A 25,777-nucleotide genomic window follows, 5' to 3' on the forward strand; every position below is an offset into this window, starting at 1 on the left:
TAATAGAAAGTTGAATGTCCATCACAAAACAAGTCCTGCCAGCAATTTAATCCATATCTTTGACGTCTCCTCCCTGACACTTTATCGCGCCGATCGCGTACTTTCACTGCACGTTTTACTTTGCTCAGGCAGGAAAAAAATGACCTCAATCAGTGACGGCACGACGGTCCTGGCGCGTAGCCAGCGTGATACCCGACGCATGAACCAGTTTGTCTCTATTGCCGCTGCGGTGGCTGGATTGCTTTTTGGCCTCGATATTGGGGTGATTGCCGGGGCGCTGCCCTTTATTACCGACCACTTTGTCTTATCCAGCCGGCTGCAGGAGTGGGTGGTCAGCAGCATGATGCTGGGGGCGGCGGTTGGCGCGCTGTTCAACGGCTGGCTCTCCTTCCGACTGGGACGTAAATACAGTCTGATGGTGGGGGCGGTATTGTTTGTGGCCGGATCGGTCGGATCGGCGTTTGCCGCGAGCGTCGAAATGCTGCTGGCGGCAAGGATCATTCTCGGTATCGCCGTGGGGATCGCCTCGTATACCGCGCCGCTGTATCTTTCTGAAATGGCGAGTGAAAACGTGCGCGGCAAGATGATCAGTATGTATCAGCTGATGGTGACGCTGGGGATCGTCATGGCGTTCCTGTCCGATACCGCGTTCAGCTACAGCGGCAACTGGCGGGCGATGCTGGGCGTGCTGGCGCTGCCGGCGCTTCTGCTGATCGTTCTGGTGATTTTCCTGCCAAACAGCCCGCGCTGGCTGGCTGAAAAGGGGCGCCACGTTGAAGCGGAAGAGGTGCTGCGTATGCTGCGCGATACCTCGGAAAAAGCCCGTGATGAGCTCAATGAAATCCGCGAAAGCCTGAAGCTTAAGCAAGGCGGCTGGGCGCTGTTTAAGATCAATCGTAACGTCCGCCGCGCGGTATTCCTTGGCATGCTGTTGCAGGCGATGCAGCAATTTACCGGGATGAATATCATCATGTACTACGCGCCGCGTATTTTTAAAATGGCCGGCTTCACCACCACCGAGCAGCAGATGATTGCTACGCTGGTGGTCGGCCTGACCTTTATGTTTGCGACCTTTATCGCGGTCTTTACCGTCGATAAAGCGGGGCGTAAACCGGCGCTGAAAATCGGCTTTAGCGTGATGGCTATCGGAACGCTGGTGCTGGGCTACTGCCTGATGCAGTTTGATAACGGCACCGCCTCCAGCGGCCTGTCCTGGCTTTCCGTCGGCATGACCATGATGTGCATTGCAGGCTATGCGATGAGCGCCGCGCCGGTGGTGTGGATCCTGTGTTCGGAAATTCAGCCGCTGAAATGCCGCGACTTTGGCATCACCTGTTCAACCACCACCAACTGGGTGTCCAACATGATTATCGGCGCCACCTTCCTGACGCTGCTGGATACGATTGGCGCGGCGGGGACCTTCTGGCTCTATACCGCGCTGAACGTGGCGTTTATCGGCGTGACGTTCTGGCTGATTCCGGAAACCAAAAACGTCACGCTCGAACACATCGAGCGCCGACTGATGTCCGGCGAAAAGCTGCGCAATATCGGTAATTAATCACAGGGATGCCCTTGGCAGCCACGGACTGGCTACGCGTACCGTTTCCCGATGGCTATCGCCGTGAATAATATGCAGGGCGCTCAGGCGCCCGATATCATAGTGCGGCAGCTGCACCGTCGACAGCGGCGGTAAAAACAGATCGCCAATGCCGACCATATTATCGTAGCCCACCACCGCAACGTCCTGCGGAATCCGCAATCCCTGCGCCAGCAGCGTCTGATAGACCATAAAGGCGATACGATCGTTGCCGCAGATAACCGAATCGAACGACGGTTTTCCCTGACGGAGATGGGCCTGCACCACGGCGGGAATATCATGGTAGTGCTTATCGCCGTAGGCCATATAGCTGTGCACCAACGTATCCGGGTCGATATCGGCTTCGCGGCAGGCGCGCTCCAGCCCCTGGCGGCGGCGCACGGTGGCGAGATGGTTGGCCGGGAGATGCAAACAGAGCGGGTTACGATAGCCTGCGGCGAGCAGCGCTTTGACCGCAGCGTACTGACCCTGCTCATCATCAGGAATATAGCTGGCGACCGGGTCGTTAAGACTTTCGCAGTTGGCAAGGACGCAGGGTAGCGTCAGCAGCTTGGCGGGAACGGGTACCTGGCGCAGCCCCATGGTGGTGTAGATGATACCGTCAGGACGGTGGGAAAGCAGCAGGTCGACGATGGTTTCCGGGCTATCATCGGAAAACATATTCACCACGAAGCTGTTCCAGCCGTGCGCGCGGGCGGTCTCTTCAATAGACAACGCGATCTCAACCGAAAACGGCGTGGTGACGGTATCCAGCGCCAGTACGCCAATGGTATTCGGCGTGGCGCGCGCGCCGCGTATTTTCTTGGCAGACAGGTCAGGGACGTAGTTGGTCTGCTCAATCGCAGACTGAACGCGAGCCAGCGTTTCGGGTTTCAGACGTTCCGGGTTGTTCAGCGCCCGTGAAACCGTCATCAGAGATACGTTTGCCAGTTTTGCCACATCTTTCAAAGATGCCATATTTCACACTCCACCGTTGCCGCCATGCAACAGGCTATACAACTAAGTTGCTGATGTAAAAGGATCATACGATATTCTATCGTATGCCGTGTTGTCTCAGTGGGCCGGATTATTTGATCGCGATCTCACCCTCGTTATGTTAACGTTAACTTTTGTGATTAACATCATGTATCTCGGCAAAACGGCATGATTTATGTTTTTTGTTAACGTTACCATTGCGTGCATTACCCCTACACGAGAATGTCATGATGAAAGCCCATCACTCTCACAGCTATCCGTTACTCAGCGCCTTACTGTTTTTCTTTTTTGTCACCTGGTCCTCTTCCGGCTCATTGCTCTCTATCTGGTTGCACCAGGAAGTCGGGCTCAAGGCGGGGGATACCGGGATCATCTACGCCGTGCTTTCCGTATCAGCGCTGTTTGCCCAGGTGTGCTACGGCTTTATTCAGGACAAGCTTGGGCTGCGTAAAAATCTGCTCTGGTATATCACCGTGCTACTGATTCTCTCCGGGCCGGCCTACCTGTTGTTTGGCTATTTGCTGAAAATAAACGTACTGCTCGGCAGTATCTTTGGCGGGATCTATATCGGCTTAACCTTTAACGGCGGCATCGGAGTACTCGAATCCTATACCGAACGCGTCGCGCGCCAGAGCCAGTTTGAGTTTGGTCGGGCGCGTATGTGGGGATCGCTGGGTTGGGCGGTGGCGACCTTTTTTGCCGGACTGCTGTTTAACATCAATCCGAAACTTAACTTTGCGGTCGCCAGCTGTTCCGGCCTGGTGTTCTTTGTTCTGCTGGCGCGACTGCGGGTCTCCTCCGCACCGCAGGCTATGCAGGAGGCCATCTCCGGCGGCAAAGTGACGCTGGAGGATGCGCTGCGTCTGCTGACCCTGCCGCGCTTCTGGGCGCTGGTCTTTTTTGTCGTCGGGACCTGCATTTACGGCGTCTACGACCAACAGTTCCCGGTCTACTTTTCCTCGCAGTTCGCCACCCTGCAGGAAGGGAACGCGATGTACGGCTACCTGAATTCTTTCCAGGTGTTCCTCGAAGCGGCCGGGATGTTCTGCGCGCCGTGGCTGGTTAACCGTATTGGCGCGAAAAACGGCCTGATTTTCGCCGGGATGGTCATGGCATTACGTATGGTGGCCTCCGGGCTGGTGGAAGGGCCGCTGCTGATTTCCATCACCAAACTGCTCCATGCGGTGGAGCTGCCGGTACTGCTGGTCGCCATCTTTAAATACAACAGCCTGAACTTTGATAAACGTCTCTCTTCCACGCTGTACCTGGTGGGCTTTGCCTGCACCAGCTCGGTGATTGCCACGGTGCTGTCGCCGCTGGCGGGCTACAGCTACGAGAAATACGGCTTCGCCCAGTCCTATCTGATTATGGGACTGCTGGTGTTCTGCACCACCTTTATCTCCATTTTCTTGTTGCGATCCAGTCGCTCATCTTCGGATCCGATGATGTCGCAACCCTCCGCTATCTGAATGAAAAGAGTGAAGAATATGATGTACACCGTTGCTAACGCTGAACAGGAACTGCAGGCGAAACGCGAGACGTTAAACCTGCGCTGGTACCCACGCTACCATCTCGCCGCTCGTGCGGGCTGGATCAACGATCCCAATGGTCTGGTCTGGTTTGACGGCTGGTATCACGCCTTTTATCAGCACCATCCTTACTCCACGCAGTGGGGGCCGATGCACTGGGGTCATGCGCGCAGCAAGGATTTAGTCCATTGGGAACACCTGCCGGTGGCGCTGGCGCCGGAAGGGCCGGAGGATAAAGATGGCTGTTTCTCCGGCTCGGCCGTGGTGGACGGCGATACGCTGGCACTGATCTATACCGGGCATAAATTCCACGGCGATCCCAGCGACGAAGAGAACCTCTATCAGGTGCAGTGTCTGGCCACCAGCCGCGACGGCATTCATTTTGAACGCCAGGGCATGGTGCTGGATACCCCGCCGGGCCTGCACCACTTCCGCGACCCGAAAGTGTGGCGCGAAGGGGATAGCTGGTACATGATCGTCGGTGCCCGCGTCGGTGATACCGGCCAGGTGCGGTTGTATCGATCCGCCGATCTGCGCCAGTGGCATGACGAAGGGATCCTTGATGAAGCCGAAGATAAGATGGGCTACATGTGGGAATGCCCCGACTTCTTCACGCTCGGCGGCAAGCGAGTACTGATGTTTTCACCGCAGGGGATGGCGGCACAGGGCTATCAGAACCGCAATTTATTCCAGAGCGGCTATCTGCTCGGCGACTGGCAGCCCGGGCAGCCGTTTGTCCGGGAAGGTGAATTTGTTGAGATGGACCATGGCCATGATTTTTATGCCCCGCAGAGTTTCCTGACGCCCGACGGTCGCCGCATCGTTATCGGCTGGCTGGACATGTGGGAGTCACCGCTGCCGGAACAGCAGGACGGCTGGGCTGGCATGCTCTCTCTGCCGCGTGAGCTGACGCTGAGCGCCGATAATCGTCTGCAGATGCGTCCGGCGAAAGAGGTGGAGTGCCTGCGCAGAGCCTGGTTCCCGTGGCCGGTCAGCACGCTGAAAAACCAACGGTCGCTGATGGCGGAAAACGGTGAGGCGATGGAGGTGATCCTGCACTGGAACTGCGCAGGCAGTACGGCAGAACAGTATGGACTGAGCTTCGGCGAGGGGCTGCGGGTCTACGTTGATGCGCAGATGCAACGCCTGGTGCTGGAGCGGAACTACCCGCAGTACGGTCTGTGCGGCACGCGCAGCGTACCGTTGCACGAGGGGGCCGATCTGAAACTGCGGGTATTCTTCGATAGCTCTTCCGTTGAAGTGTTTGTTAATGACGGAGAGGCCTGTCTTAGTAGCCGTATATATCCGGATGCCGCTCGCCGTGAATTATCTTTATTTGCCTGGAACGGTTTGGCGTCTTTAACTGAAGCAGGAGCCTGGCAGCTGGAATAAATTTTATTGCATGGTCGTTAATAACCCGTCTTCGACGATGGGCGGGTTATTATTGTCATTATCGTCGTGCTTTGCCCATAAATAAAAATACCCGTCATACTTCAAGTTACATGTGCGTTGGCTTTCCTCGCGCCCCCGTCACTTACGCGAGTAAGCGCCAGGGGACTCACTGCATCGCCGCCTGCCTGTCACTCGAATTATTGAGGGTAAAAACTTCATTTTAATAAAGGGTTTTCCGATGAATAAAATCTGGGTCGGGTGTGTTCTGACGTCTTTATTTACCCCTCTGGCTAATGCACAGGCGCCGTTATCCCTTGAGGAGCGGCTGGCGCAAATGGAGCAACGACTAAAGGCGACCGAACAGCGGGCGGCCAGCGCGGAGGCGGAAATCCGGGCGCTGAAAGGCCAGGAAACGCCAGCGACGGTGGTCAGCGCCGCACCGGCTAAACCGACTTTACAGCTTAATGATTATGGCGAATTAAAATTCTATGGCGACGTTGAGTTTAATATGGACGGCGCCAGCCGTACCGGTAGCCTGACGTCGGTGAAAACCAGCGCGAATAAAAACTGGGCGCCGGGAGATAAAGAACGCTGGGATATTAACGGGCGCATTCTTCTGGGCTTTGATGGATTACGTAAGGGGGCTAACGGAAAATATGCCGGGTTCAGCGTGCAGCCGCTGGCGGATATGAATGGAAAAATGAATCTCGATGATGCGGCCTTTTTCTTTGGACAGGAGCATGACTGGAAAATTAAAATCGGCCGCTTTGAGGCCTACGATATGTTCCCGCTGAATCAGGATACCTTTATTGAATATTCCGGTAATACGGCCAACGATCTGTATAGCGACGGCTACGGCTATATCTATATGATGAAAGAGGGACGCGGGCGCAGCAGCAGCGGCGGCAGCTTCCTGCTCAGTAAAAATATCGATAACTGGTATTTTGAGGTGAATACGCTGGTGGAGGACGGCAGCTCGCTGTTTGTCGATCGGAACTATCACGGCAACGCGCTGGATAACCGTAAAAACGTGGTGTACGTGCGTCCGGTCGCGGCCTGGCAGTCCGGCGCCTGGTCGGTGGCGGCGGCAATGGAGAGCAACCTCGTTAATAACGCTTACGGCTATGAAAAAACGGGGGGAGGCTGGGTCGACCAGTCAAATCGTACCGGTTACGGGATGACCATGAGCTGGAACACGCTGAAAACCGATGCCGAAAATGGGGCCGCGGTGAATCTGAGTACCGCCTATCTTGATGCGGCGGATGAGAAAGATTTCAGCGCCGGTATCAACGCATTATGGCATCGTGTAGAGCTGGGCTATATTTATGCGCATAACAAAATCGACAAGTTCAATATGTCCGGCGTGAGCGCGGAGTGCGATGGCGACTGCGCGATTCTGACGCCGGGTCGCTATGATATCCACACCATTCATACGTCATGGCAACTGCCGAATATTATGGATATGCCGAACTTTAATATTTATCTCGGCGCGTATGCGTCATGGCTGGATTCATCGGCGGCGAAAAGCGGCAATACCGATGAACGCTACGGCGCGCGGGTACGGTTTAAATATTTCTTCTGACAGGTTTCCCCGGGGGGGCGCAAACGCCTTCCCCGGGGCTACCGGACCGCAGACGGCTGTGAACCTGGCGCCCGGCCAGGCACCGCGCGAGCCGGGGGAGGTTGCCGAATGACTACACCTCCGCCAGGTACAGCGCCGGCATCCCTTCTTTATCGGAGGTAAACAGCACCCAGCGGTCATCCGGCGAAAATGACGGATGGGGGTGGGTGACCTGACGATCGCCGTCGAGCACTTTCCAGCTGGAGTCGTGGCGACAAATGGCCCGCTGCGTACCGGACTGCACGTCAAATACCCAGATAAACGGATCGTTCAGCTGAATATCGCCGGTATGATGCGGTGCGCCATCGCCGACGACCAGCGAACCATCGTAGTTACTCATCAGGTGCGAGCAGGGAGGAATGGTCAGCAGCTGACGATTATCCAGGGTGGTGGGGGCGGCACGGTAGAGATAGCGATGCGGATCGTTTTCCCGGTGGGCGACGTAATAGAGCGCGGAGCCATCCGGCACCCAGAACTCATGGGTGAAGCTCTCTCCCGGTTGGTGCTGGCGAACGTTGCGCATATTGCTGCCGTCAGCGTTGATAAGCCACATCCTGGCGTCGATAGCATCGCGCGGTCCTTCGTGGCAGAACGCGATGGTCTGGTCATCAAACGGCCGGTAAATCGGATGGCCCAGCCAGCGTTTCTCCTGCAGGACAACGCGGCGCTCGCCGCTATGCAGGTCGATATTGATCAGGCGGCATTCGGGTTGGGTAAAATAAAAGGCGCGGAATTTACTCCAGTCGGTCAGCGGCCGCCAGTCGCTTTTTTTTATCTCGATGCCGACCAGTTTGCTGCAATCGCTGTTTGCCACCCAGGTACCATAGGCGACCCAGTCGTCATCCACTGTGTAAACCACCTGCTCTTCCCGCGTCGCCAGATCCACGCGGCGCAGCTGCCGATTGTTTTTCACATACCACAGCGTGCGGTCGTCGTCGGATAGAAAACCGCCGAAGGTATTATCGCCCGGCCCGTCGGTCAGCTGTATGGCCTGCTGCGCGGCCAGATCGAGTAAATAGTAGTTCCAGTGGCCCTCGAATCCGCCGCCGAAAATAAGTTTGCTGCCATCCCGGGTAAAGCACTTTTGATAGAAGTAGTTACGGTGGCAGATAACGTGCGGGGGCGTCATCCGGATCACCTGACGGCCGGTTACGCTGTCTTCCGTGGTACGGAAATTCAGCGGGATGATTTTGCCTTTCATGACTCGCTCCTGACGAAAAAATGCCCCGCAGCCGAGGCTGCAGGGCAGAGAGAATGATCGACCGTTAGCGCATGGCGCGTTTCAGAATACGATCGGACTGGCGCTGGAAGTCGGCGGCCGTCTCTTCTACGCTTTTCTGTCCGTAGTCGATGTACTGCAGCGACGTGCCAAACTGGGCAACAATCTGCGGGTCATCAAAGTAAGGCGATACCGAGAGTTTTGTCGGCAGCGACTGCGCCAGCTTCAGCCCGGATACGGCCGGATCGTCGGTTTTGATCGTGCCGTCTTCGGTCAGGTATTTCACCGCCACTTTGCTTAACGGCACGCCGCGCTCAAGGCCCAGCGTATCCACGCCCTCTTTGCTGTTCAGCAGGAAGTTAATCACTTTCGCCGCCGCTTCCGGATTTTTCGTCGATTTGCCGATGGAGAGCATCTGCGCCGGTTTAAAGAACAGGCCGGCATCGGTGGCGCCCGGTAGCATCGGGTAGTCGCCCAGCGCCAGCTTCGCCGGCGGCTTCAGGTTGTCGGAGTATTTGTTGATGGTGGAGTTCCACATATATGTCCCCGCCCATTCGCCCTGAATCCACGGCTTCATCTCATACATGTTGCTCTTGCCGAACGAGGCATAGTATTTGGTGTCCGGCATCACGTGGCTGTCGATGAGCTTTTTGTACATCTGGAAGAATTCGACCCACTGTTCTTTGCTGTAGGAGAATTTCTTCGTTTTCTCGTCGATAGCCGGCTGGTTGTACTTCTGAATCATGTAAGAGTTCAGCAGCGCCAGGGTGTCCTGATGCTCCAGCACCACCGGGTAATACTGCTTACCCAGCTTGCTCTCAAAGGTTTTGCCCGCCGCCATCAGCTCATCCCAGGTTTTCGGGAAGGTGACGCCGGCTTTTTTCCAGGTTTCGTCGTTAAAGTAGAACACCCTGGCGGTAACGGAAATCGGGATACCGTTGAGTTTGCCATTGACCGTGGTGGACTGCAGTTCTTTGGCATCGAACTGGCTGAGATCGATGACATCCTTCATTTTGTTCAGATCGTAGAAACCCTCACCGTTCTTCGAGAAGATCGGCAGCCAGTTCCAGTTTGTCTGCATCACGTCCGGCTCGGTTCCCCCGGCGATTTGGGTGGTCAGGCGCGAAAGATGGCCGTCCCAGCCGGTATATTCGGCTTTAACGTTGATGTCCGGATTCTGTTTATGAAACTCCTCCAGCGCTTTCAGGGTGACCTGATGGCGGCCGTTGCCGCCCCACCATGACATACGCAGATCGACATCCTTTGCCAGAGACGGTAACGCGGTAAGGCCCAGAGTGGCGGAGATTGCGGCGCTTAAAAGCACTTTTTTCATTTTAATACTCCAGTGATTACAGAGAGATATTCTGTTCGGTGGCGGCATCAAAGAGATGGCACTTATTCATGTCGAATTTGAACCACACCTTGCGATGCAACCCTTTTTCAATCATCGGCTTCGCTTGGTCAGAAGGGACGCGGGCGGTCAGTTCATAGTCGGCGACTTTCAGGTAGACGAAAAACTCGTGCCCCATGTTCTCGACCCGCACCATTTCGCCCGAGCAGCCGCCTTCGGCGAACGGTTCATCGGCGATGGCGACAAACTCCGGGCGGACGCCGTAGAACAGCGGCTGGTTTTTATGGCTGGCGACTTTATCCTGCAGGGCTGCGCTTAACGGCAGCAGCTCATCGCCGATAGTCAGGTGCAGGCGCCCGGCCTGTTCAACCAGTTTGCTGGGGCGAATATTCATCTCCGGGGCGCCGATAAAGCCGGCCACGAACATGTTTTTCGGTTTGTGATACAGGTTGTCCGGAGTATCGACCTGCATGATATGCCCGAGCTTCATGACGCAGATCCGATCGCCCATGGTCATCGCTTCGGTCTGGTCGTGGGTGACGTACACGGTGGTCGCCGGCTTGCCGGATTTCTTCAGCTGCTTGTGCAGATCGGAAATGCGGATACGCATCGAGGCGCGCAGCTTGGCATCAAGGTTAGAGAGCGGTTCATCAAACAGGAACACATCCGGTTTTTTGACAATCGCGCGGCCAACCGCCACGCGCTGGGCCTGACCGCCGGAAAGCTGGCGCGGCAGACGGTCGAGCAGCTCTTCCAGCTCGAGGATTTTGGCCGCTTCGTTAACCTGGGCATCAATCTGATCTTTCGGCAGTTTGCTCAGCTTGAGACCAAAAGCCAGATTCTCACGCACCGTCATGTGTGGGTAGAGCGCATAGTTCTGGAACACCATCGCAATACCGCGTGATTTTGGCGCGAGGTTGTTGACGATCTTCTCGCCGATACGCACTTCGCCGCCGCTGATGGTTTCCAGTCCCGCCAGCATACGCAGGGTGGTGGATTTCGCACAGCCGGATGGCCCGACGATCACCATAAACTCGCCGTCCGCGATTTTCAGGTCGATAGCATGTACCGCTTTGAAGCCGTTGGAGTAAACTTTTTCCAGTTTGTTGAAAATAACTTCAGCCATGATATTTCCCTCTTAACCTTTGATTCCGCTGCTGGTAACGCCCTGTACGAAGTAGCGTTGTGCCAGGAAGAACACGATGATGGATGGCAGAATGGAGATACTCGCCATTGCCAGAATTTCGTTCCACGGAGCGCCTTCCGTGACGTCGATGGACATTTTCAGCGCCAGTGCGATCGGATATTTATCCACGCTGTAGACGTAAATCAGCGGGCCGATAAAGTCGTTCATTGACCACATAAACTGGAACAGCGCCACCGAGATAATCGCCGGTTTCAGGATCGGCACCACCACGTACCACAGCACCTGAATAGAGTTACAGCCGTCGATCTGCGCCGCCTCTTCCATATCGCGCGGTACGCCGCGCAGGAACTGGATCAGCATGAAGACGAAGAATCCCTGGGTGGCGAAAGCCAGCGGCAGATATAGCGGCAGATAGCTGTTCAGCATGCCCATTTCACGGAACATCAGGTACTGCGGAATAAGCAGGACGGTGCTCGGCAGCAGCATGGTGGTGATGAGCGTGGCGAACCAGAATTTCTTCCACGGGATTTCGAAGCGGGCAAAGCCGTAGGCCACGATAGTGGAGGAGATAATGGTCAGCAGGACTTTCGGGATCACATACTTAAAGGTGTTCAGCATGTAGTGCCCGAAGTTGTACTCGGTGCCGGTTTTCCAGCCGTTAATAAAACCGTCCCAGGTCGCGTGGGCCGGCCACAGGCTCAGGGTGGTGAAAATCTCATGGTTCGGTTTGAACGACGCCGAGAACATCCACACCAGCGGGTAAAGCATCAGCAGGCCGACGAACAGCAGGATGACATAACGGATTGTCCGGCTGACTTTTTCGCGGCGCAGGGTGCGGGCAACTTCGCGCTCCGCAATTTCCATTGCCGGGGTGATTTGTTGAATATCAGCCATTTTTGCCTCCTTTATCGGCGGAGTAGAACACCCAATATTTCGATGACTTAAAGGCGATGGCGGCAAAGACCGCAACCACCAGGAACAGCACCCACGCCAGCGCCGCGCCGTACCCCATATCGAAGTACTTAAAGGCGGTGTCGTAGATATAGAGCGAGAACAGATAGGTGGAGTAGGTTGGGCCGCCGCCGGTGATGACGTACGGACCGGTAAACTCCTGGAACGCCTGGGTGGTCTGCATAATAAAGTTGAAGAAGATGACCGGCGTAATCAGCGGCACGGTGACCTTCATAAACATCTGCCACTTCGAGGCGCCGTCGATCATCGCCGCTTCATACTGTGACTGCGGGACGTTTTGCAACGCGGCGAGGAAGATGACCATCGCCGAACCAAACTGCCAGACGCGCAGCAGAGTGACGGACATCAGCGCCAGCGACGGCTCGCCGAGCCAGTTCACCGGGTCGAATCCCAGCACGCCGATAAAGCTGTTCAGCAGGCCGTCGATAGCAAACAGCGCGCGCCACAGGACGGCAATCGCGACCGAACTACCGAGAATCGACGGAATGTAATAAGCGGTGCGGAAAAAGCCGATACCGCGCAGCTTAAAGTTGAGGACAAATGCAATACCCAGTGCGAAAGCCAGTTTTAACGGAATCGTTAAAAAGACGTAGGCAAAGGTCACGCCCATGGATTTCCAGAAGAGGCCATCTTCGGTCAACATGTAGCGATAGTTTTCAATGCCGTTAAACACCGGCGGGCTCATCAAATCGTACTCAGTGAAACTGAGAAAGAAAGATGAAACAAAGGGAAAAGCGGTAAAGACTATCAGCCCGATGATATAGGGCGATATCCATGCCAATCCCAACATCTTGTTTTCATTCATACATACCTACCTGGCTTACGAGTTTGTAAAACGGATTCGGTGTCGTGGTTTTCTGCGCCCGGTCGCGGCCAGAAAGTGAATCGGTATCGGGTGTATCAGCTGGCGTTGGCTTCCTTTTTTAACTTTGTGTTTGTTATGGGCTTTTGCTCGCAGCGTCCATGCTGAGCCTGAATGTTTCGGTTTTTACTTGTCCGGTGATTCAGTTTTATAAAACGCCGTTTTAATTTTATTTTATTGCGATTTATTACAGAGTCATTCGATTCATAGCGGAAGTGTGATCGAAGTCGAAACGATGTTTCAAAAAATGAGATGGCGAGCGTTCTCCAGAGCTGACAGGTGTCTGGAGATAGTGCCGAAGAAGGGATCTTGTGCAGGGATGAGCAAGATAAGTGGCAGGCTAATCATTTTGCTTTTACATATTTTTTAACAAATTATTCTGGCGGAAAGGAAGGGTGGGGAAAGGGGGCATCACGAATATGCCCCTGGGAAGCGTGGTTTACAGGAAATCCTCACGAACGGGAGTAAAGGTATCCAGCAGGGTGCCAGGCTTCAGACAGATGCAGCCGTGCATAATATGCGGTTTTTTGTAGAGCGTATCTCCGGCGCGCACCACGCGTTTCTCTTCTCCGATGGTGAACTCAAATTCGCCGGATAGCACATAGGTCAACTGTTCGTGAGGGTGATTATGCATTGGACCGATGGCTCCGGCGTCGAAATTGACCTCTACGGCCATCATGTTGCCACCGTGCGCAAGAATACGACGGGTCACGCCATTGCCCAGATCTTCAAGGGTGGTCTCGTTATGAAAAATAAACATCCGGCAGTCCTGTAGTTAAGTGAAACAATGTTTCATTTAATTTATCGCAGAATCGTCGGGAAAGAAACGATCGACAAGAGAAGTGGAAAGTTGATCACAAGTTTGTTTCACTGGAGCAAAGCATAACCAGGAGCGGATGATGAAAACGATTGGCCTGTTGGGCGGCATGAGCTGGGAATCCACCATTCCCTATTACCGTTTGATCAACGAAGGTATCAAAGCACATTTAGGCGGCCTGCATTCGGCGAGTCTGCTGCTGCACAGCGTCGATTTCCATGAGATCGAAGCCTGCCAGTCCGCAGGAGACTGGGATCGCGCCGGCGAGATGCTGGCGCAGGCGGCAGTTGGCCTGCAGCAGGCGGGGGCGGAAGGGATTGTTCTGTGTACCAACACGATGCATAAAGTGGCGCAGGCCATCGAAACGCGCTGTGAGGTGCCGTTCCTGCATATCGCCGATGCCACCGGGCGGGCGATTACCGCCAAAGGCCAAAAGCGGGTTGCCCTGCTTGGAACGCGCTATACCATGGAGCAGGATTTTTATCGTGGGCGCCTGCAGGCGCAGTTTGCTATTGAGACGCTGATTCCGGAAGCTGACGATCGCGAACGCATTAACCGGATTATTTTTGATGAGCTGTGCCTGGGCGCGTTTAATGACGACTCCCGCGATTATTACCTGCAGGTGATTGACGCGCTGGCGGAGCAGGGCGCAGAAGGGGTCATTTTCGGCTGTACCGAGATTGGCCTGCTGGTGCCGGTGGAGAGCAGCCCGCTGCCGGTGTTCGATACCGCCGCGATTCACGCCGCGGACGCGGTGACGTTTATGCTCTCTTAAGCATCGCGTCCAGCGGACCCTGAATCCGCGGCAGGCTCCCCTGCAGGTGCTGAATAAATGTCTCGACCAGCGCCGAGCCCGGGCGGTGCAGCGGGCGGATCAGGCTGACGGTGAACGGTACGTCGACGCTAAAGCGGCGCACCGCCACGCCGCTTTCGCCATAGTCGAGGGCGGTCAGCGGGTTGACGACTGAGATCCCGACGCCTGCCCGCACCATCGCACAAACAGAGGCCGCGCTGTGGGTCTCCACCACCATCCGGCGCTTCACCTGATGCTCGGCAAACAGGGCATCAAGCAGCTGACGATAGCTGTCGGTGCGCGACAGGCTGATATAGTTTTCACCGTGGAAATCGGCCGGAGTCAGCTCCTGCTTGCTGGCAAGCGGGTGGCTCTGCGGCAGCACGCAGACCTCGTTGAGTGTTAACAGCGGCGTGCGTTCGGTCCCGGCGGGCGTGTGCAGGGTTTCCGTCAGGCCGAGATCGTGACGTTGGGCGGAGAGCCACTCCTCCAGCAGGGGGGACTCTTGCGGCACAATCTGCAGGCTGACCTCGGGATAGCGCGCCAGAAAGGGCTGCAGCAGCAGCGGCAAAAACGACTGAGAAAACACCGGCAGGCAGGCGACAGACAGTTCGCCCTGACGGAACTCTCGCAGGCTCTCGGCGGCGCTGACGATACGGTCCAGTCCGTACCAGGAGCGCTGAACCTCTTCAAACAGCCGCAACCCCTGCACCGTCGGCTGCAAACGCCCGCGGGTGCGTTCAAACAGCTTCAGCCCGATCACCTTTTCAAAGCGTGCCAGCTCGCGGCTGACGGTCGGCTGAGAGGTATTCAGCAGACGAGCCGCCTCGGTGAGGTTGCCGGTGGTCATCACCGCATGGAAGATTTCAATATGGCGTAAATTGACGGCAGGCATTTCGGCTCTCGGCGGATGGACGGTATCCATATCATTTTTGCATAGAGTCACGATAAAACGATATTTTTTATTCTCTTCAGGCTATGGCGTAATCATAAAAAAACGCGCACAACACAATAACGCCGGAGTTCACTATGCCACGCTCGCTTTACGCTACCGATACCGACCTGACTGCCGAGAACCTGCTCCGTCTGCCTGCCGAGTTTGGCTGCCCGGTGTGGGTCTATGACGCGCAGATTATCCGCCGCCAGATAGCCCAGCTCAGCCAGTTCGACGTGGTGCGTTTTGCCCAGAAGGCCTGCTCCAATATCCATATTTTGCGTCTGATGCGTGAGCAGGGCGTTAAGGTGGACTCCGTCTCCCTCGGGGAGATTGAACGTGCGCTGGCGGCGGGGTATGACCCGCAGCAGCACCCGGAAGATATCGTTTTTACCGCCGACCTGATTGACGAGGCGACGCTGGAGCGCGTCAAGGCCCTGCAGATTCCGGTTAATGCCGGTTCAGTCGATATGCTGAGCCAGCTGGGGGAAGTCTCTCCAGGCCATCGCGTCTGGCTGCGCGTCAACCCGGGATTTGGTCACGGCCACAGCCAAAAAACCAACACCGGCGGCGAAAACAGCAAACACGGGATCTGGTACAGCCATCTGCCGGCGGCGCTGGAAGTGATGCGTCGCTATCAGCTCCAGCTGGTGGGGATCCACATGCATATTGGCTCCGGGGTTGATTATGGCCACCTGGAACAGGTTTGCGGCGCGATGGTGCGTCAGGTGGTTGAGTTTGGGCAGGATCTGCAGGCGATCTCCGCCGGCGGCGGACTGTCGATCCCTTATCACGAAGGTGAAGAGGCGATCGATACCGATCACTACTACGGCTTGTGGAACGCCGCGCGCGAGCAGATCGCCCGACATCTCGGCCATCCGGTGAAACTGGAAATCGAACCAGGTCGCTTCCTGGTGGCCGAATCCGGGGTGCTGGTCTCTCAGGTACGTAGCGTCAAAGAGATGGGAAGCCGCCACTTTGTCCTGATTGATGCCGGTTTTAACGATCTGATGCGTCCGTCAATGTACGGCAGCTATCACCATATTACCGCTCTGGCGGCGGATGGCCGCAACCTGAGCGCCGCACCGCTTATCGACACCGTCGTGGCCGGGCCGCTGTGCGAATCGGGCGACGTCTTTACTCAGCAGGAAGGGGGCAAGGTGGAGACGCGTTTGCTGCCTGAAGTCGCGCCGGGAGATTATCTGGTGCTGCATGATACGGGGGCTTATGGCGCGTCAATGTCCTCAAACTACAATAGCCGTCCGCTGCTGCCGGAAGTGCTGTTCGACAACGGCAGCGCACGGCTGATCCGTCGTCGGCAGACGATTCAGGAGCTGCTGGCCTTAGAGCTGTTCTAAAAATATGGCCCCGTCGTTACCGATTCACGCAATACCAGCGTACCGGTGAACGGCGGGATCGTTTCGATCGGCTGGTCGTTGGCGAGCTTGATCGCCTGATCGATCGCGGTGGTGATCATATTATCGATCGGCAGATAGACCGTCGACAGGCCGGGTTCCAGCCATTTTGCGCTCGGGGCATCGTCGAAGCCGAACAGCGAAACGTCCTGCGGGATCCGCAGCCCCGCCTGATGCAGCGCTTTTGAGGCGCCCAGCGCCATATCATCGTTACATGAAAACAGCGCGCTGAACGTTGTTTTCTCATCAAGCAGCTCGCGGCACAGCTCATAGCCGCGGGTCATCGTCGAATCACCGTATTTAACTTTCGCCGGATCCCACGCGATACCATGCTTTTTCAGGGCTTTGCGGTATCCCTGCAGACGGGCTTTGCCCGTGGGGGTATGCATCGGCACGGTCATGCAGGCGATATCCCGGTGCCCTTGCGTAATCAGATAATTGACCGCCTGAAAGGCCGCATCTTCCTGCTCGAAGAACACGCAGCGTTCCCGCGCCAGGCTGACGTCGCGGTTAATCACCACCAGCGGCATATCGATGGATTCGATCAGCGACATGATCTTCTTTTCGCTCATGTGGCGGGTATAGAGAATGATTGCGTCGCACTGGCGGTCGGCGAGCATCTGCACCGCTTCTTCTTCGCGTTCCGGAGCATCGTGGCCGTCGGTGACGATTAGCTGTTTTCCCCAGGCTTCCGTCTGGCGTGAAGCCTGTTGTAGCAGGCGGCCAAAATAGAAACCATCGAAGGTAGAAACCACCAGTCCGATACTGTTGCTGGTGCGGTTCGCCAACGAACGGGCGAGAAAGTTTGGCCGGTATCCCAGCTCTTCCATCGCTTTGAATACCTGTTGGCGGGTGCTCTCTTTTACCTGACCTGTGCCGTTCAACACGCGGGAAACCGTCGCTTTAGAGACGCCTGCGCGAATTGAGACATCCAGCATTGTAGCCATTCATCGATTCCTGATTTCACGTGATAAGCCGCAGTTTATCACAGACATTCAGAGGGATATGCGCTCAACCGGGCGCAAAGAACTATCGCGATCACGCTTTTTGCAGGAAGTGTCCGCAAAATGGCGCTTCCACGCGTTGAGGTCCTCGCCATCGGTCGCTGCGGGCGCGGTATACTGGCAGCCAGAGGATTTTTCAGCAGGGGATCGGTTATGCATATTCAGCCCTTATACGCCGCGCCGCAGCACGCCGAACAGGTGGCGATGTGGCTCTGGCAGGCCTTTGGCGGCGAAACGCTGCCGCTGCCTTTTTTTGCGACTCTCGTTGCCCACAGCCAGACGCCGGAGGCGCTGCCGCTCACCTTTATCGCGGTCGAAGGGGAGACGCTTGTAGGGACGGTGGGGCTGTGGCGCTGCGACTTAATCAGCCGTCAGGATCTGTTCCCGTGGATGGCGGCGCTGTACGTCGCCCCGGATGCGCGCGGACGGGGCATCGCGGGACAGCTGCAACAGCATGTGATCGACTATGCCCGCCGGCTTGGGCACCCGCAGCTGTATCTCTACTCCGCCTGCCGCGATTTTTATGAGCGTTTTGGCTGGCAGTATATTGGTGAAGGGCTGGATTACCCGGCCACCGCCGTCAGCCTGTATCGTTACGACTTATCGCTTTCCGATGGCGCCATTACCGAGTGACGGCGAACCAGCGTCGGGCTGAATAAATGGGTGATTTCAGGCGCCGGGCGCTGATCCGCCAGCGCCAGCGCCAGTTCGGCGGCCTGGGTTGCCATGGTGACGATGGGATAACGCACCGTCGTCAGGCGCGGGCGAACGTAGCGAGAGATCAGCACATCATCGAAGCCAATCAGCGAAATCTCGCGCGGGACGTCGATACCATTATCATTCAGCACCCCCATCGCACCGGCGGCCATCGAGTCGTTATAGCAGGCGACAGCGGTAAAATTCCTGCCGCGTCCCAGGAGTTCGGTGATGGCCTGTTCGCCGCCGCTTTCATCAGGTTCGGCAAAGGTCACCAGCCGATCGTTACAGGGCAGACCGCTCTCCGTTAACGCTGCGTAATAGCCTTGCAGGCGATCTTCAGCATCAGAAATCGCGTGGTTGGAACAGAGGTAGCCGATACGGGTATGCCCCTGTTGGATCAGATGACGGGTCGCCAGCCAGGCGCCGTAGCGGTCGTCCAGGGCGACACAACGCTGTTCAAAACCCGCCAGAATACGGTTGATCAGCACCATGCCGGGGATCTGTTTCATCAACCCGGCGAGCTCGTCGTCAGGGATCATTTTCGCGTGCACCACCAGCGCAGCGCAGCGATGGCGGATAAGCTGCTCAATTGCCTGGCGCTCTTTTTTAATGCTGTGATACCCGTTGCCGATCAGCAAAAAGTTACCGGTGTTGTAGGCCACCTGCTCGACGGCTTTGACCATAGCGCCGAAGAAAGGATCGGATACGTCGCCCACCACCAGACCGACGGTTTCCGTCGACTGCTGCGCCAGCGCGCGCGCATTTGCATTGGGATGATAATTGAGCGTTTCCATCGCCGCAGTCACCGACTGGCGCGAGGTTTCACTGGCTTTGGGGGAGTTGTTGATCACGCGGGATACGGTAGCGACGGACACTCCAGCGAGTCGGGCTACATCCTTAATTGTCGCCATACCAGACCTTTTATAGGGTAAGCGTTTACATACCGGTTATGTTACGGGAAAGTGCGGCAGATTCAAGGCTGGAGGCGCCTGGCTTCGCGCAAATGTGATGCAGATTTGCCTTCATGGTGAAAAAGTTACACCGCGACAAGCGCAGGGACGCAGACGAATGAAACGGCGGCGGGAACATTCACACCTTTGCTTACACTTTGCGATTAGCTGTTGCGAATGTTCGCTGGTTTATCCGTTCATTGCATTGATATTCTGGCTATCCCAGAGGTATTGATAGGTGGAGCTAACGTTACGTTGGCCACTCTAATTACACCAGCCTGCGCAGATGCGCAGGTTTTTTTTTGCCCGCAGGCGGAAGATGTCGCGTTCCGCTCCCGTGAAACGCTCTCGCCCCCCGCAGCAGATCCCCCTCTTCCTGTCCACCGCTCACCGCTGTTACAGATAGCGAAAATGGCAATAACTGGTTGCACTTAGGTTTATTCCCTTGCGTTTTATCGCTGGTGCGGCAGGGGCAAAAAACCTGACAATTAGGGTCCCAGAGGTATTGATAGGTGAGTTTTTAAGTACGCGTTTCGTACTGATTATCTTGCACCGGCCTGCGCAGATGCGCAGGTTTTTTTTCTGCCAAACATTCTTCCTCGCACTGCTTTCAACCGCCTTCTCGTGTAACCTGCAATGACTTAATAACCGGTCACATGGAGTTGTTATGCTGTTGGCATTTTTCAGGCTGTTGTTCAAAGGGTTGTATCGGGTCAGAGTGACCGGCGACACGCAGTCCTTGCAACAACAAAAGGTGTTGATCACCCCGAATCACGTCTCTTTCCTCGATGGGATCTTGCTAGCCTTATTCCTGCCCGTCCGACCGGTCTTTGCGGTGTACAGTTCTATCAGCCAGCGCTGGTTTATGCGCGTGCTGACGCCGCTGATCGATTTTGTCCCGCTCGACCCGACGAAACCGATGTCGATAAAACACCTGGTGCGGTTGATTGAACAGGGGCGTCCGGTGGTTATTTTCCCGGAAGGGCGTATCTCGGTCAGCGGTTCGCTGATGAAAATCTATGACGGGGCGGCGTTTGTGGCTGCAAAGTCGCAGGCCACCATTATCCCACTACGTATCGAAGGCGCGGAGCTGACCCCGTTTAGCCGCCTCAAGGGGCTGGTCAAACGTCGTCTGTTCCCTCGGATCCAGCTGCATTTGCTGCCGCCAACTCGCATTGAAATGCCTCAGGCTCCCCGCGCCCGCGATCGCCGCAAAATTGCCGGGGAAATGCTGCACCAGATCATGATGGAAGCGCGCATGGCGGTGCGTCCACGGGAAACGCTGTATGAATCGCTGCTGGCGGCGCAGGATCGGTTCGGCGCACGAAAACCCTGTGTGGAAGACATTAACTTTCAACCCGATACCTATCGCAAACTGCTGACCAAAACCCTCTTTGTGGCGCGCATCCTCGAAAAATACAGCGCTCAGGGTGAAAAAATCGGCCTGATGTTACCCAACGCCGGCATCAGCGCGGCGGTCATTTTTGGCGCTATTGCCCGCGGGCGTATTCCGGCGATGATGAACTACACCGCCGGGGTTAAAGGGCTGAGTAGCGCGATTAGCGCCGCGGAAATCAAGACGATTTTTACCTCCCGTACCTTCCTTGATAAAGGCAAACTCTGGCATCTGCCGGAGCAGCTTACTCAGGTGCGTTGGGTCTTTCTTGAAGACCTGAAAGGCGACGTTACGACCGGCGATAAGCTGTGGATCTTCGGCCATCTGCTGGCGCCGAAACTGGCGCAGGTCAAACAGCAGCCGGAAGATGCGGCGATTATCCTCTTCACCTCCGGTTCCGAAGGCAACCCGAAAGGGGTCGTGCATAGTCATAAAAGTCTTCTGGCCAACGTCGAGCAGATTAAAACCATTGCCGACTTTACAGCCAACGACCGTTTTATGTCGGCGCTGCCGCTGTTCCACTCCTTTGGGCTGACGGTCGGCCTGCTGACCCCGCTGTTTACCGGTGCAGAAGTGTTCCTCTATCCCAGCCCGCTGCATTACCGCGTGGTGCCGGAACTGGTTTACGACCGCAACTGTACGGTGCTGTTTGGGACCTCGACCTTCCTCGCGAACTACGCGCGCTTTGCCAATCCGTACGATTTCTATCGGCTTCGCTACGTGGTCGCCGGGGCGGAAAAGCTTCAGGAGAGCACAAAGCAACTGTGGCAGGATAAGTTTGGCCTGCGCATTCTCGAAGGCTATGGCGTCACCGAATGTGCGCCGGTGGTATCGATTAACGTTCCGATGGCGGCGAAGGTGGGCACCGTCGGGCGTATTCTGCCGGGGATGGATGCGCGCCTGCTGGCGATGCCGGGTATTGAAGAGGGCGGCCGCCTGCAGTTAAAAGGGCCGAACATCATGAACGGCTATCTGCGGGTGGAGAACCCGGGCGTGCTGGAAGCGCCGACGGCGAAAAATCAGCATGGCGAAATGGAAAGCGGCTGGTACGACACCGGGGATATCGTCACCTTTGACGAGCAGGGCTACGTGCGCATTCAGGGACGTGCTAAGCGCTTCGCGAAAATCGCCGGTGAAATGGTGTCACTGGAAATGGTTGAGCAGGTTGCTCTGGGCGTCTCACCTGACAAGATGCATGCCACGGCGATTAAACAAGATGCCGGTAAAGGCGAGGCGCTGGTGCTGTTTACCACCGATAATGAACTGAACCGTGAAAAACTGCTGCGCTACGCCCGTGAACATGGTGTACCGGAGCTGGCGGTACCGCGCGACATTCGCTGGCTGAAGCAGCTGCCGGTTCTCGGCAGCGGCAAGCCGGACTTTGTCACCCTTAAAAGTATGGTTGAGCAGACGGAAGATTCTGATGAGTGAGTCAGTACACACTAACACCTCGCTGTACTCAAAAGGAATGATGGCGGTCATCTGCGCCCAGTTCCTCTCGGCATTTGGCGATAACGCCCTGCTGTTTGCCACGCTGGCGCTGATGAAGCAGCAGTTCTATCCGGACTGGAGCCAGCCGGTGATGCAGATGTTGTTTGTAGGTGCTTACATACTATTTGCGCCGTTTGTCGGCCAGTTTGCCGACAGCTTTGCCAAAGGGCGAGTGATGATGGTCGCCAACGGCATGAAGCTGGTTGGCGCAGGCTGCATCTGTTTTGGTCTGAACCCGTTTATCGGCTATACCCTGGTGGGGATGGGGGCGGCGGCCTATTCGCCGGCCAAATACGGCATTCTTGGCGAGCTGACCACCGGAGATAAGTTAGTGAAAGCTAACGGCTTGATGGAGTCGTCGACCATTGCGGCGATTTTGCTGGGATCGATGGCCGGCGGCATTCTGGCCGACTGGCATGTGCTGGCCGCGCTGGCCATCTGCGCGCTGGTGTACGGCGGGGCGGTGATCGCCAACCTGTGGATCCCGAAGCTGCCGGCGGCGCGTCCCGGTCAGTCATGGCGTTTTACGCCGATGACCCACAGCTTTTTTAGCGCTTGTAAGACACTCTGGCGGAATGGCGAAACACGTTTCTCCCTGATGGGAACCAGTCTGTTCTGGGGCGCCGGCGTGACGCTGCGTTTCCTGCTGGTGCTGTGGGTTCCGGCGGCGCTTGGCATCACCAGTAACGCCATGCCGACCTATCTCAATGCGATGGTCGCCGTCGGGATCGTGTTGGGCGCCGGCGCGGCGGCCAGGCTGGTCACCCTACAAACCGTCTCTCGCTGTATGCCTGCCGGGATTTTAATCGGCGTCGCGGTGATCCTCTTCGCCGTACAGCACGCTCTGTTACCGGCATTTGCTCTGCTGCTGCTGCTCGGTATCTTTGGCGGCTTCTTTATTGTGCCGCTCAATGCGCTGCTGCAGGAGCGCGGGAAGCATACCGTTGGCGCAGGTAATGCGATTGCAGTGCAGAATCTCGGCGAAAACGTGGCCATGCTGCTGATGCTGGGGCTCTATTCGCTGGCGGTGAGAATCGGTATTCCGGTAGTTGGCGTCGGGATTGGCTTTGGCGCGGTGTTTGCACTGGCGATCGCCGCGCTGTGGCTGTGGGGCCGACGTCAGTCGTAGCTCGCGTCGGCCGTTTACGGCGTCACCTGCGGATCCCCGGCTCGCATCAGGCCAGCCGGGCGATGGCTTCGTCTCTGTGGTAACCCGGATAAGGCGTCAGCCGCTATCCGGGCGAGTTCGACGCTTACGGTGCCGGGTAGGTATAGACCTGATGCACCGCTTCAATTTCCGCTAATACCGCTTCACTCAGCTCAAGATGCAGGCTCTCCACGTTGGTTTTAAGCTGCTCCAGCGTGGTGGCGCCCAGCAGGGTGCTGGCGACGAACGGCTGACGACGGACAAAGGCCAGCGCCATCTGCGCCGGGTCGAGGTTATGACGTCTGGCGATATCGACATAGGCCGCTACCGCTTTCTGCGACTGCTCGCTGCTATAGCGCGTGAAGCGGCTAAAGAGCGTATTACGCGCGCCGGCCGGTTTTGCGCCGTTAAGGTACTTGCCGGTCAGGGTGCCAAATGCCAGACAGGAGTAGGCCAGCAGCTCAACGCCTTCATACTGGCTGACTTCCGCCAGACCCACTTCGTAGCTGCGGTTCAGCAGGCTGTAGGGATTCTGGATGGTGACGATGCGCGGCAGGTCGTGTTTATCCGCCAGGTGAAGATAACGCATAACGCCAAAGGCCGTTTCGTTGGAGACGCCGATATAGCGGATTTTACCGGCCCGCTGGAATTCGGTGAGCGCTTCAAGCGTATCCAGCAGGGTGACAACCGGCGTGGAGTCGGTCCAGCTATAGCCTAGTTTGCCAAAGCAGTTGGTCGGGCGCTGCGGCCAGTGAACCTGGTAGAGATCGAGATAATCGGTTTGCAGGCGCTTCAGGCTGTCGTGCAGCGCGTCACGGATGTTTTTACGATCCAGCGCATGGTTCGGACGAATGCTGCTGTCGTTGTTACGCGCAGGGCCGCTGACTTTAGAGGCGATAATCAGCTTTTCGCGATTGCCGCGTTTCGCCAGCCAGTTGCCGACGTAGGTTTCCGTCAGCCCCTGGGTCTCCGGGCGCGGTGGTACGGGATACATTTCAGCGACATCAATCAGGTTAATGCCCTGGCTGACAGCGTAGTCGAGCTGTTCGTGCGCGTCGGCCTCGCTATTCTGCTCACCAAAAGTCATAGTGCCCAGCCCGAGCGTGCTGATTTCAAGAGAACTGTGTGGGATACGGTGATACTGCATAGCCGGCTTCCTTTTTTATTAACAAGGTCAGGAGTTCCCCCGACAAAGGAGTATCAAAATGGCAGAGGGGGAGAAAAAGAGGAAGTAAAAAATCAAAAAAGCCGGGGTTTTATAATCCGAAGACGCGATGCCGCGGAGGTTTCAGAGGATCCCGACTCTTTAATAAGAGGGTTCGCTGTCGGAGAAGGCGGCCTCGCCAGGCAAGTGCTGGCAGGCGGCTGGCCGACGAAAAGTCTTAACGTTTAATAATCTGCGAGACATCGTCGCGGTTGATCTGCATTTTATTGCCCTGCTGATCTTCGTAACTGATGAGGCCGGTATCATCATCAACGGCTGGCTTACCATCGGTCAGGATCATGCGTCCGTCTTTTGTCGCCATCACGTAATCGCTGCTGCAACCGGAAACCGAGAACGCCAGTCCTACGGCGGAAATCAATACTGCCCATTTTTTCATCGTCATTACCTCTTGAATGGTCGCACCTCACACCAGTGTATTAATAGCCTGATTTGTGAGACATAAAAAGCAGTAAAGTCTTAAAAAAGTTTGCAGCCCAGGTTTGGGCTGCATTTTTGTGGGTTACAGCGGATTTTTTTTATTACGCAGCAGGTTAAGACTTTCGACGGCAATCGAAAAGAACATCGCGAAGTAGATGTAGCCTTTCGGAATATGTATCTCAAAGCTTTCCAGCATCAGGGTAAAGCCGACCAGAATCAGAAACGACAGGGCCAGCATTTTTACCGATGGATGACGGTCAACAAAGTCGCCAATCGGTCGGGCGGCGAACATCATTACGCCGACGGCAATGACCACCGCAGCCATCATGATGAACAGATGATCCGACAGCCCAACGGCGGTAATGACCGAGTCGAGGCTGAAAATGATATCCAGCACCATGATCTGTACGATGGCGCCCATAAATGAATGGACGTTGGTTTTCAGCCCTTCCTCTTCGCCCTCGATCGACTCGTGGATCTCTTTACTCGCCTTCCAGATCAGGAACAGACCGCCGAGCAGTAAGATCAAATCGCGAAACGAGATCGCATGGTCGAAAACGGTAAACAGCGGATTGGTCAGCTTCACGACCCAGGCGATAGAGGCCAGCAGCCCCAGACGCATCAGCATCGCGCCCATCAACCCGATACGTCTTGCGTGAGCACGCTGGGCGGTGGGCAGTTTGGCAACAACCAGAGAGAGAAAAATAATATTATCGATCCCCAGCACGATCTCCAGCAGCGTCAGCGTACCGAGCGCCAGCCAGGCGTTGGGATCGGTTATCCATGCAAATAACATTGTTCAAAGTCCTGCAAAAAAGAAAGTC

22 protein-coding genes are annotated in these 25,777 nt (G+C 56.1%); 9 read left to right on the top strand and 13 right to left on the bottom strand.

Going from position 1 to position 25,777, the window contains the following annotated elements:
- The first annotated feature begins 139 nt into the window (after positions 1-139).
- A complete protein-coding gene (araE, locus tag Q1L34_RS04530) occupies positions 140-1,558 on the top strand; it encodes an arabinose-proton symporter AraE (RefSeq protein WP_004867182.1) in 1,419 nt (472 codons plus the stop codon).
- On the opposite strand, the gene Q1L34_RS04535 is transcribed toward araE, so the two are convergent.
- The gene (locus Q1L34_RS04535) at positions 1,559-2,554 is read right to left on the bottom strand and encodes a LacI family DNA-binding transcriptional regulator (protein WP_004867180.1); all 996 of its coding nucleotides are present in this window, start codon (positions 2,552-2,554) and stop codon (positions 1,559-1,561) included.
- A gap of 245 nt (positions 2,555-2,799) precedes the next feature.
- Here Q1L34_RS04535 and Q1L34_RS04540 point away from each other — a divergent pair, with 245 nt between their 5' ends.
- From Q1L34_RS04540 to Q1L34_RS04550, 3 genes are all read left to right on the top strand, one after another.
- Positions 2,800-4,041, top strand: a complete 1,242-nt coding sequence (locus tag Q1L34_RS04540; protein ID WP_004867177.1) for an MFS transporter — start codon at positions 2,800-2,802, stop codon at positions 4,039-4,041.
- Positions 4,042-4,059: 18 nt separating this feature from the next.
- Positions 4,060-5,493 carry a glycoside hydrolase family 32 protein gene (locus Q1L34_RS04545; RefSeq protein WP_065907024.1) on the top strand — a complete coding sequence of 478 codons (1,434 nt, stop codon included), beginning with the start codon at positions 4,060-4,062 and terminating at the stop codon, positions 5,491-5,493.
- 238 nt (positions 5,494-5,731) lie between these two features.
- Positions 5,732-7,075, top strand: coding sequence for a carbohydrate porin (locus Q1L34_RS04550; RefSeq protein ID WP_054829046.1), 1,344 nt, complete (start codon positions 5,732-5,734; stop codon positions 7,073-7,075).
- 112 nt (positions 7,076-7,187) lie between these two features.
- Here the strand turns inward: Q1L34_RS04550 and Q1L34_RS04555 are convergent, their stop codons facing one another.
- The 6 genes from Q1L34_RS04555 to Q1L34_RS04580 all read right to left on the bottom strand — a co-directional run bounded on the left by Q1L34_RS04555 (position 7,188) and on the right by Q1L34_RS04580 (position 13,425).
- Entirely contained in the window at positions 7,188-8,315 is a 1,128-nt protein-coding gene (locus Q1L34_RS04555; protein WP_054829047.1) for an oligogalacturonate lyase family protein, read from the bottom strand.
- 64 nt (positions 8,316-8,379) lie between these two features.
- Positions 8,380-9,666, bottom strand: coding sequence for an ABC transporter substrate-binding protein (locus Q1L34_RS04560; protein ID WP_015585833.1), 1,287 nt, complete (start codon positions 9,664-9,666; stop codon positions 8,380-8,382).
- A 16-nt stretch (positions 9,667-9,682) separates the two neighbouring features.
- Positions 9,683-10,810 carry an ABC transporter ATP-binding protein gene (locus tag Q1L34_RS04565; RefSeq protein WP_015585834.1) on the bottom strand — a complete coding sequence of 376 codons (1,128 nt, stop codon included), beginning with the start codon at positions 10,808-10,810 and terminating at the stop codon, positions 9,683-9,685.
- 12 nt (positions 10,811-10,822) lie between these two features.
- A complete protein-coding gene (locus tag Q1L34_RS04570) occupies positions 10,823-11,725 on the bottom strand; it encodes a carbohydrate ABC transporter permease (RefSeq protein WP_004867156.1) in 903 nt (300 codons plus the stop codon).
- Complete coding sequence (locus Q1L34_RS04575; RefSeq protein WP_004115132.1) at positions 11,718-12,608, bottom strand: carbohydrate ABC transporter permease; 891 nt, start codon at positions 12,606-12,608, stop codon at positions 11,718-11,720. The genes Q1L34_RS04570 and Q1L34_RS04575 overlap by 8 nt, the downstream gene beginning before the upstream one ends.
- Positions 12,609-13,104: 496 nt before the next feature.
- Entirely contained in the window at positions 13,105-13,425 is a 321-nt protein-coding gene (locus tag Q1L34_RS04580; protein WP_004867153.1) for a cupin domain-containing protein, read from the bottom strand.
- A gap of 139 nt (positions 13,426-13,564) precedes the next feature.
- Between Q1L34_RS04580 and Q1L34_RS04585 the strand changes: the two genes are divergently transcribed.
- Positions 13,565-14,257: an aspartate/glutamate racemase gene (locus Q1L34_RS04585; RefSeq protein WP_004867150.1), complete on the top strand. Its 693-nt coding sequence runs from the start codon at positions 13,565-13,567 to the stop codon at positions 14,255-14,257.
- Here Q1L34_RS04585 and Q1L34_RS04590 read toward each other — a convergent pair.
- The gene (locus tag Q1L34_RS04590; protein WP_004867147.1) at positions 14,244-15,170 is read right to left on the bottom strand and encodes a LysR family transcriptional regulator; all 927 of its coding nucleotides are present in this window, start codon (positions 15,168-15,170) and stop codon (positions 14,244-14,246) included. The two genes, Q1L34_RS04585 and Q1L34_RS04590, sit on opposite strands and share 14 nt — an antisense overlap.
- A gap of 134 nt (positions 15,171-15,304) precedes the next feature.
- Here Q1L34_RS04590 and lysA point away from each other — a divergent pair, with 134 nt between their 5' ends.
- On the top strand, positions 15,305-16,567 hold the full coding sequence (gene lysA / locus Q1L34_RS04595) for a diaminopimelate decarboxylase (RefSeq protein WP_004867144.1): 1,263 nt from the start codon (positions 15,305-15,307) through the stop codon (positions 16,565-16,567).
- Here lysA and Q1L34_RS04600 read toward each other — a convergent pair.
- Positions 16,564-17,562: a LacI family DNA-binding transcriptional regulator gene (locus Q1L34_RS04600; protein WP_160873358.1), complete on the bottom strand. Its 999-nt coding sequence runs from the start codon at positions 17,560-17,562 to the stop codon at positions 16,564-16,566. The genes lysA and Q1L34_RS04600 overlap by 4 nt on opposite strands.
- Before the next feature lie 219 nt (positions 17,563-17,781).
- Between Q1L34_RS04600 and Q1L34_RS04605 the strand changes: the two genes are divergently transcribed.
- Positions 17,782-18,261 carry a GNAT family N-acetyltransferase gene (locus Q1L34_RS04605; protein ID WP_004867136.1) on the top strand — a complete coding sequence of 160 codons (480 nt, stop codon included), beginning with the start codon at positions 17,782-17,784 and terminating at the stop codon, positions 18,259-18,261.
- Here the strand turns inward: Q1L34_RS04605 and galR are convergent.
- Positions 18,222-19,238, bottom strand: a complete 1,017-nt coding sequence (gene galR, locus Q1L34_RS04610; protein ID WP_004867133.1) for an HTH-type transcriptional regulator GalR — start codon at positions 19,236-19,238, stop codon at positions 18,222-18,224. The genes Q1L34_RS04605 and galR overlap by 40 nt on opposite strands.
- A gap of 706 nt (positions 19,239-19,944) precedes the next feature.
- On the opposite strand from galR, the gene aas reads away from it, so the two are divergent.
- Entirely contained in the window at positions 19,945-22,104 is a 2,160-nt protein-coding gene (gene aas / locus Q1L34_RS04620; protein WP_327204374.1) for a bifunctional acyl-ACP--phospholipid O-acyltransferase/long-chain-fatty-acid--ACP ligase, read from the top strand.
- Entirely contained in the window at positions 22,097-23,293 is a 1,197-nt protein-coding gene (gene lplT / locus Q1L34_RS04625; protein ID WP_015585838.1) for a lysophospholipid transporter LplT, read from the top strand. Before aas ends, lplT begins: the two co-directional genes overlap by 8 nt.
- Before the next feature lie 124 nt (positions 23,294-23,417).
- Here the strand turns inward: lplT and Q1L34_RS04630 are convergent, their stop codons facing one another.
- The 3 genes from Q1L34_RS04630 to Q1L34_RS04640 all read right to left on the bottom strand — a co-directional run bounded on the left by Q1L34_RS04630 (position 23,418) and on the right by Q1L34_RS04640 (position 25,749).
- Complete coding sequence (locus Q1L34_RS04630; RefSeq protein WP_004867120.1) at positions 23,418-24,458, bottom strand: NADP(H)-dependent aldo-keto reductase; 1,041 nt, start codon at positions 24,456-24,458, stop codon at positions 23,418-23,420.
- 235 nt (positions 24,459-24,693) lie between these two features.
- Positions 24,694-24,912, bottom strand: a complete 219-nt coding sequence (locus Q1L34_RS04635; protein WP_004867116.1) for a YgdI/YgdR family lipoprotein — start codon at positions 24,910-24,912, stop codon at positions 24,694-24,696.
- A 123-nt stretch (positions 24,913-25,035) separates the two neighbouring features.
- Complete coding sequence (locus tag Q1L34_RS04640) at positions 25,036-25,749, bottom strand: TerC family protein (protein WP_004867113.1); 714 nt, start codon at positions 25,747-25,749, stop codon at positions 25,036-25,038.
- Between the last annotated feature and the right edge of the window lie 28 nt (positions 25,750-25,777).

The organism is Klebsiella ornithinolytica, assembly GCF_030505655.1.
Classification (GTDB): domain Bacteria; phylum Pseudomonadota; class Gammaproteobacteria; order Enterobacterales; family Enterobacteriaceae; genus Klebsiella; species Klebsiella ornithinolytica.

Bases quoted from the DNA above. Each gene is read 5' to 3' on its own strand.
- araE (WP_004867182.1), top strand. From the start codon at position 140: ATGACCTCAATCAGTGACGGCACGACGGTCCTGGCGCGTAGCCAGCGT.
- Q1L34_RS04535 (WP_004867180.1), bottom strand. From the start codon at position 2,554: ATGGCATCTTTGAAAGATGTGGCAAAACTGGCAAACGTATCTCTGATG.
- Q1L34_RS04540 (WP_004867177.1), top strand. From the start codon at position 2,800: ATGATGAAAGCCCATCACTCTCACAGCTATCCGTTACTCAGCGCCTTA.
- Q1L34_RS04545 (WP_065907024.1), top strand. From the start codon at position 4,060: ATGATGTACACCGTTGCTAACGCTGAACAGGAACTGCAGGCGAAACGC.
- Q1L34_RS04550 (WP_054829046.1), top strand. From the start codon at position 5,732: ATGAATAAAATCTGGGTCGGGTGTGTTCTGACGTCTTTATTTACCCCT.
- Q1L34_RS04555 (WP_054829047.1), bottom strand. From the start codon at position 8,315: ATGAAAGGCAAAATCATCCCGCTGAATTTCCGTACCACGGAAGACAGC.
- Q1L34_RS04560 (WP_015585833.1), bottom strand. From the start codon at position 9,666: ATGAAAAAAGTGCTTTTAAGCGCCGCAATCTCCGCCACTCTGGGCCTT.
- Q1L34_RS04565 (WP_015585834.1), bottom strand. From the start codon at position 10,810: ATGGCTGAAGTTATTTTCAACAAACTGGAAAAAGTTTACTCCAACGGC.
- Q1L34_RS04570 (WP_004867156.1), bottom strand. From the start codon at position 11,725: ATGGCTGATATTCAACAAATCACCCCGGCAATGGAAATTGCGGAGCGC.
- Q1L34_RS04575 (WP_004115132.1), bottom strand. From the start codon at position 12,608: ATGAATGAAAACAAGATGTTGGGATTGGCATGGATATCGCCCTATATC.
- Q1L34_RS04580 (WP_004867153.1), bottom strand. From the start codon at position 13,425: ATGTTTATTTTTCATAACGAGACCACCCTTGAAGATCTGGGCAATGGC.
- Q1L34_RS04585 (WP_004867150.1), top strand. From the start codon at position 13,565: ATGAAAACGATTGGCCTGTTGGGCGGCATGAGCTGGGAATCCACCATT.
- Q1L34_RS04590 (WP_004867147.1), bottom strand. From the start codon at position 15,170: ATGCCTGCCGTCAATTTACGCCATATTGAAATCTTCCATGCGGTGATG.
- lysA (WP_004867144.1), top strand. From the start codon at position 15,305: ATGCCACGCTCGCTTTACGCTACCGATACCGACCTGACTGCCGAGAAC.
- Q1L34_RS04600 (WP_160873358.1), bottom strand. From the start codon at position 17,562: ATGCTGGATGTCTCAATTCGCGCAGGCGTCTCTAAAGCGACGGTTTCC.
- Q1L34_RS04605 (WP_004867136.1), top strand. From the start codon at position 17,782: ATGCATATTCAGCCCTTATACGCCGCGCCGCAGCACGCCGAACAGGTG.
- galR (WP_004867133.1), bottom strand. From the start codon at position 19,238: ATGGCGACAATTAAGGATGTAGCCCGACTCGCTGGAGTGTCCGTCGCT.
- aas (WP_327204374.1), top strand. From the start codon at position 19,945: ATGCTGTTGGCATTTTTCAGGCTGTTGTTCAAAGGGTTGTATCGGGTC.
- lplT (WP_015585838.1), top strand. From the start codon at position 22,097: ATGAGTGAGTCAGTACACACTAACACCTCGCTGTACTCAAAAGGAATG.
- Q1L34_RS04630 (WP_004867120.1), bottom strand. From the start codon at position 24,458: ATGCAGTATCACCGTATCCCACACAGTTCTCTTGAAATCAGCACGCTC.
- Q1L34_RS04635 (WP_004867116.1), bottom strand. From the start codon at position 24,912: ATGAAAAAATGGGCAGTATTGATTTCCGCCGTAGGACTGGCGTTCTCG.
- Q1L34_RS04640 (WP_004867113.1), bottom strand. From the start codon at position 25,749: ATGTTATTTGCATGGATAACCGATCCCAACGCCTGGCTGGCGCTCGGT.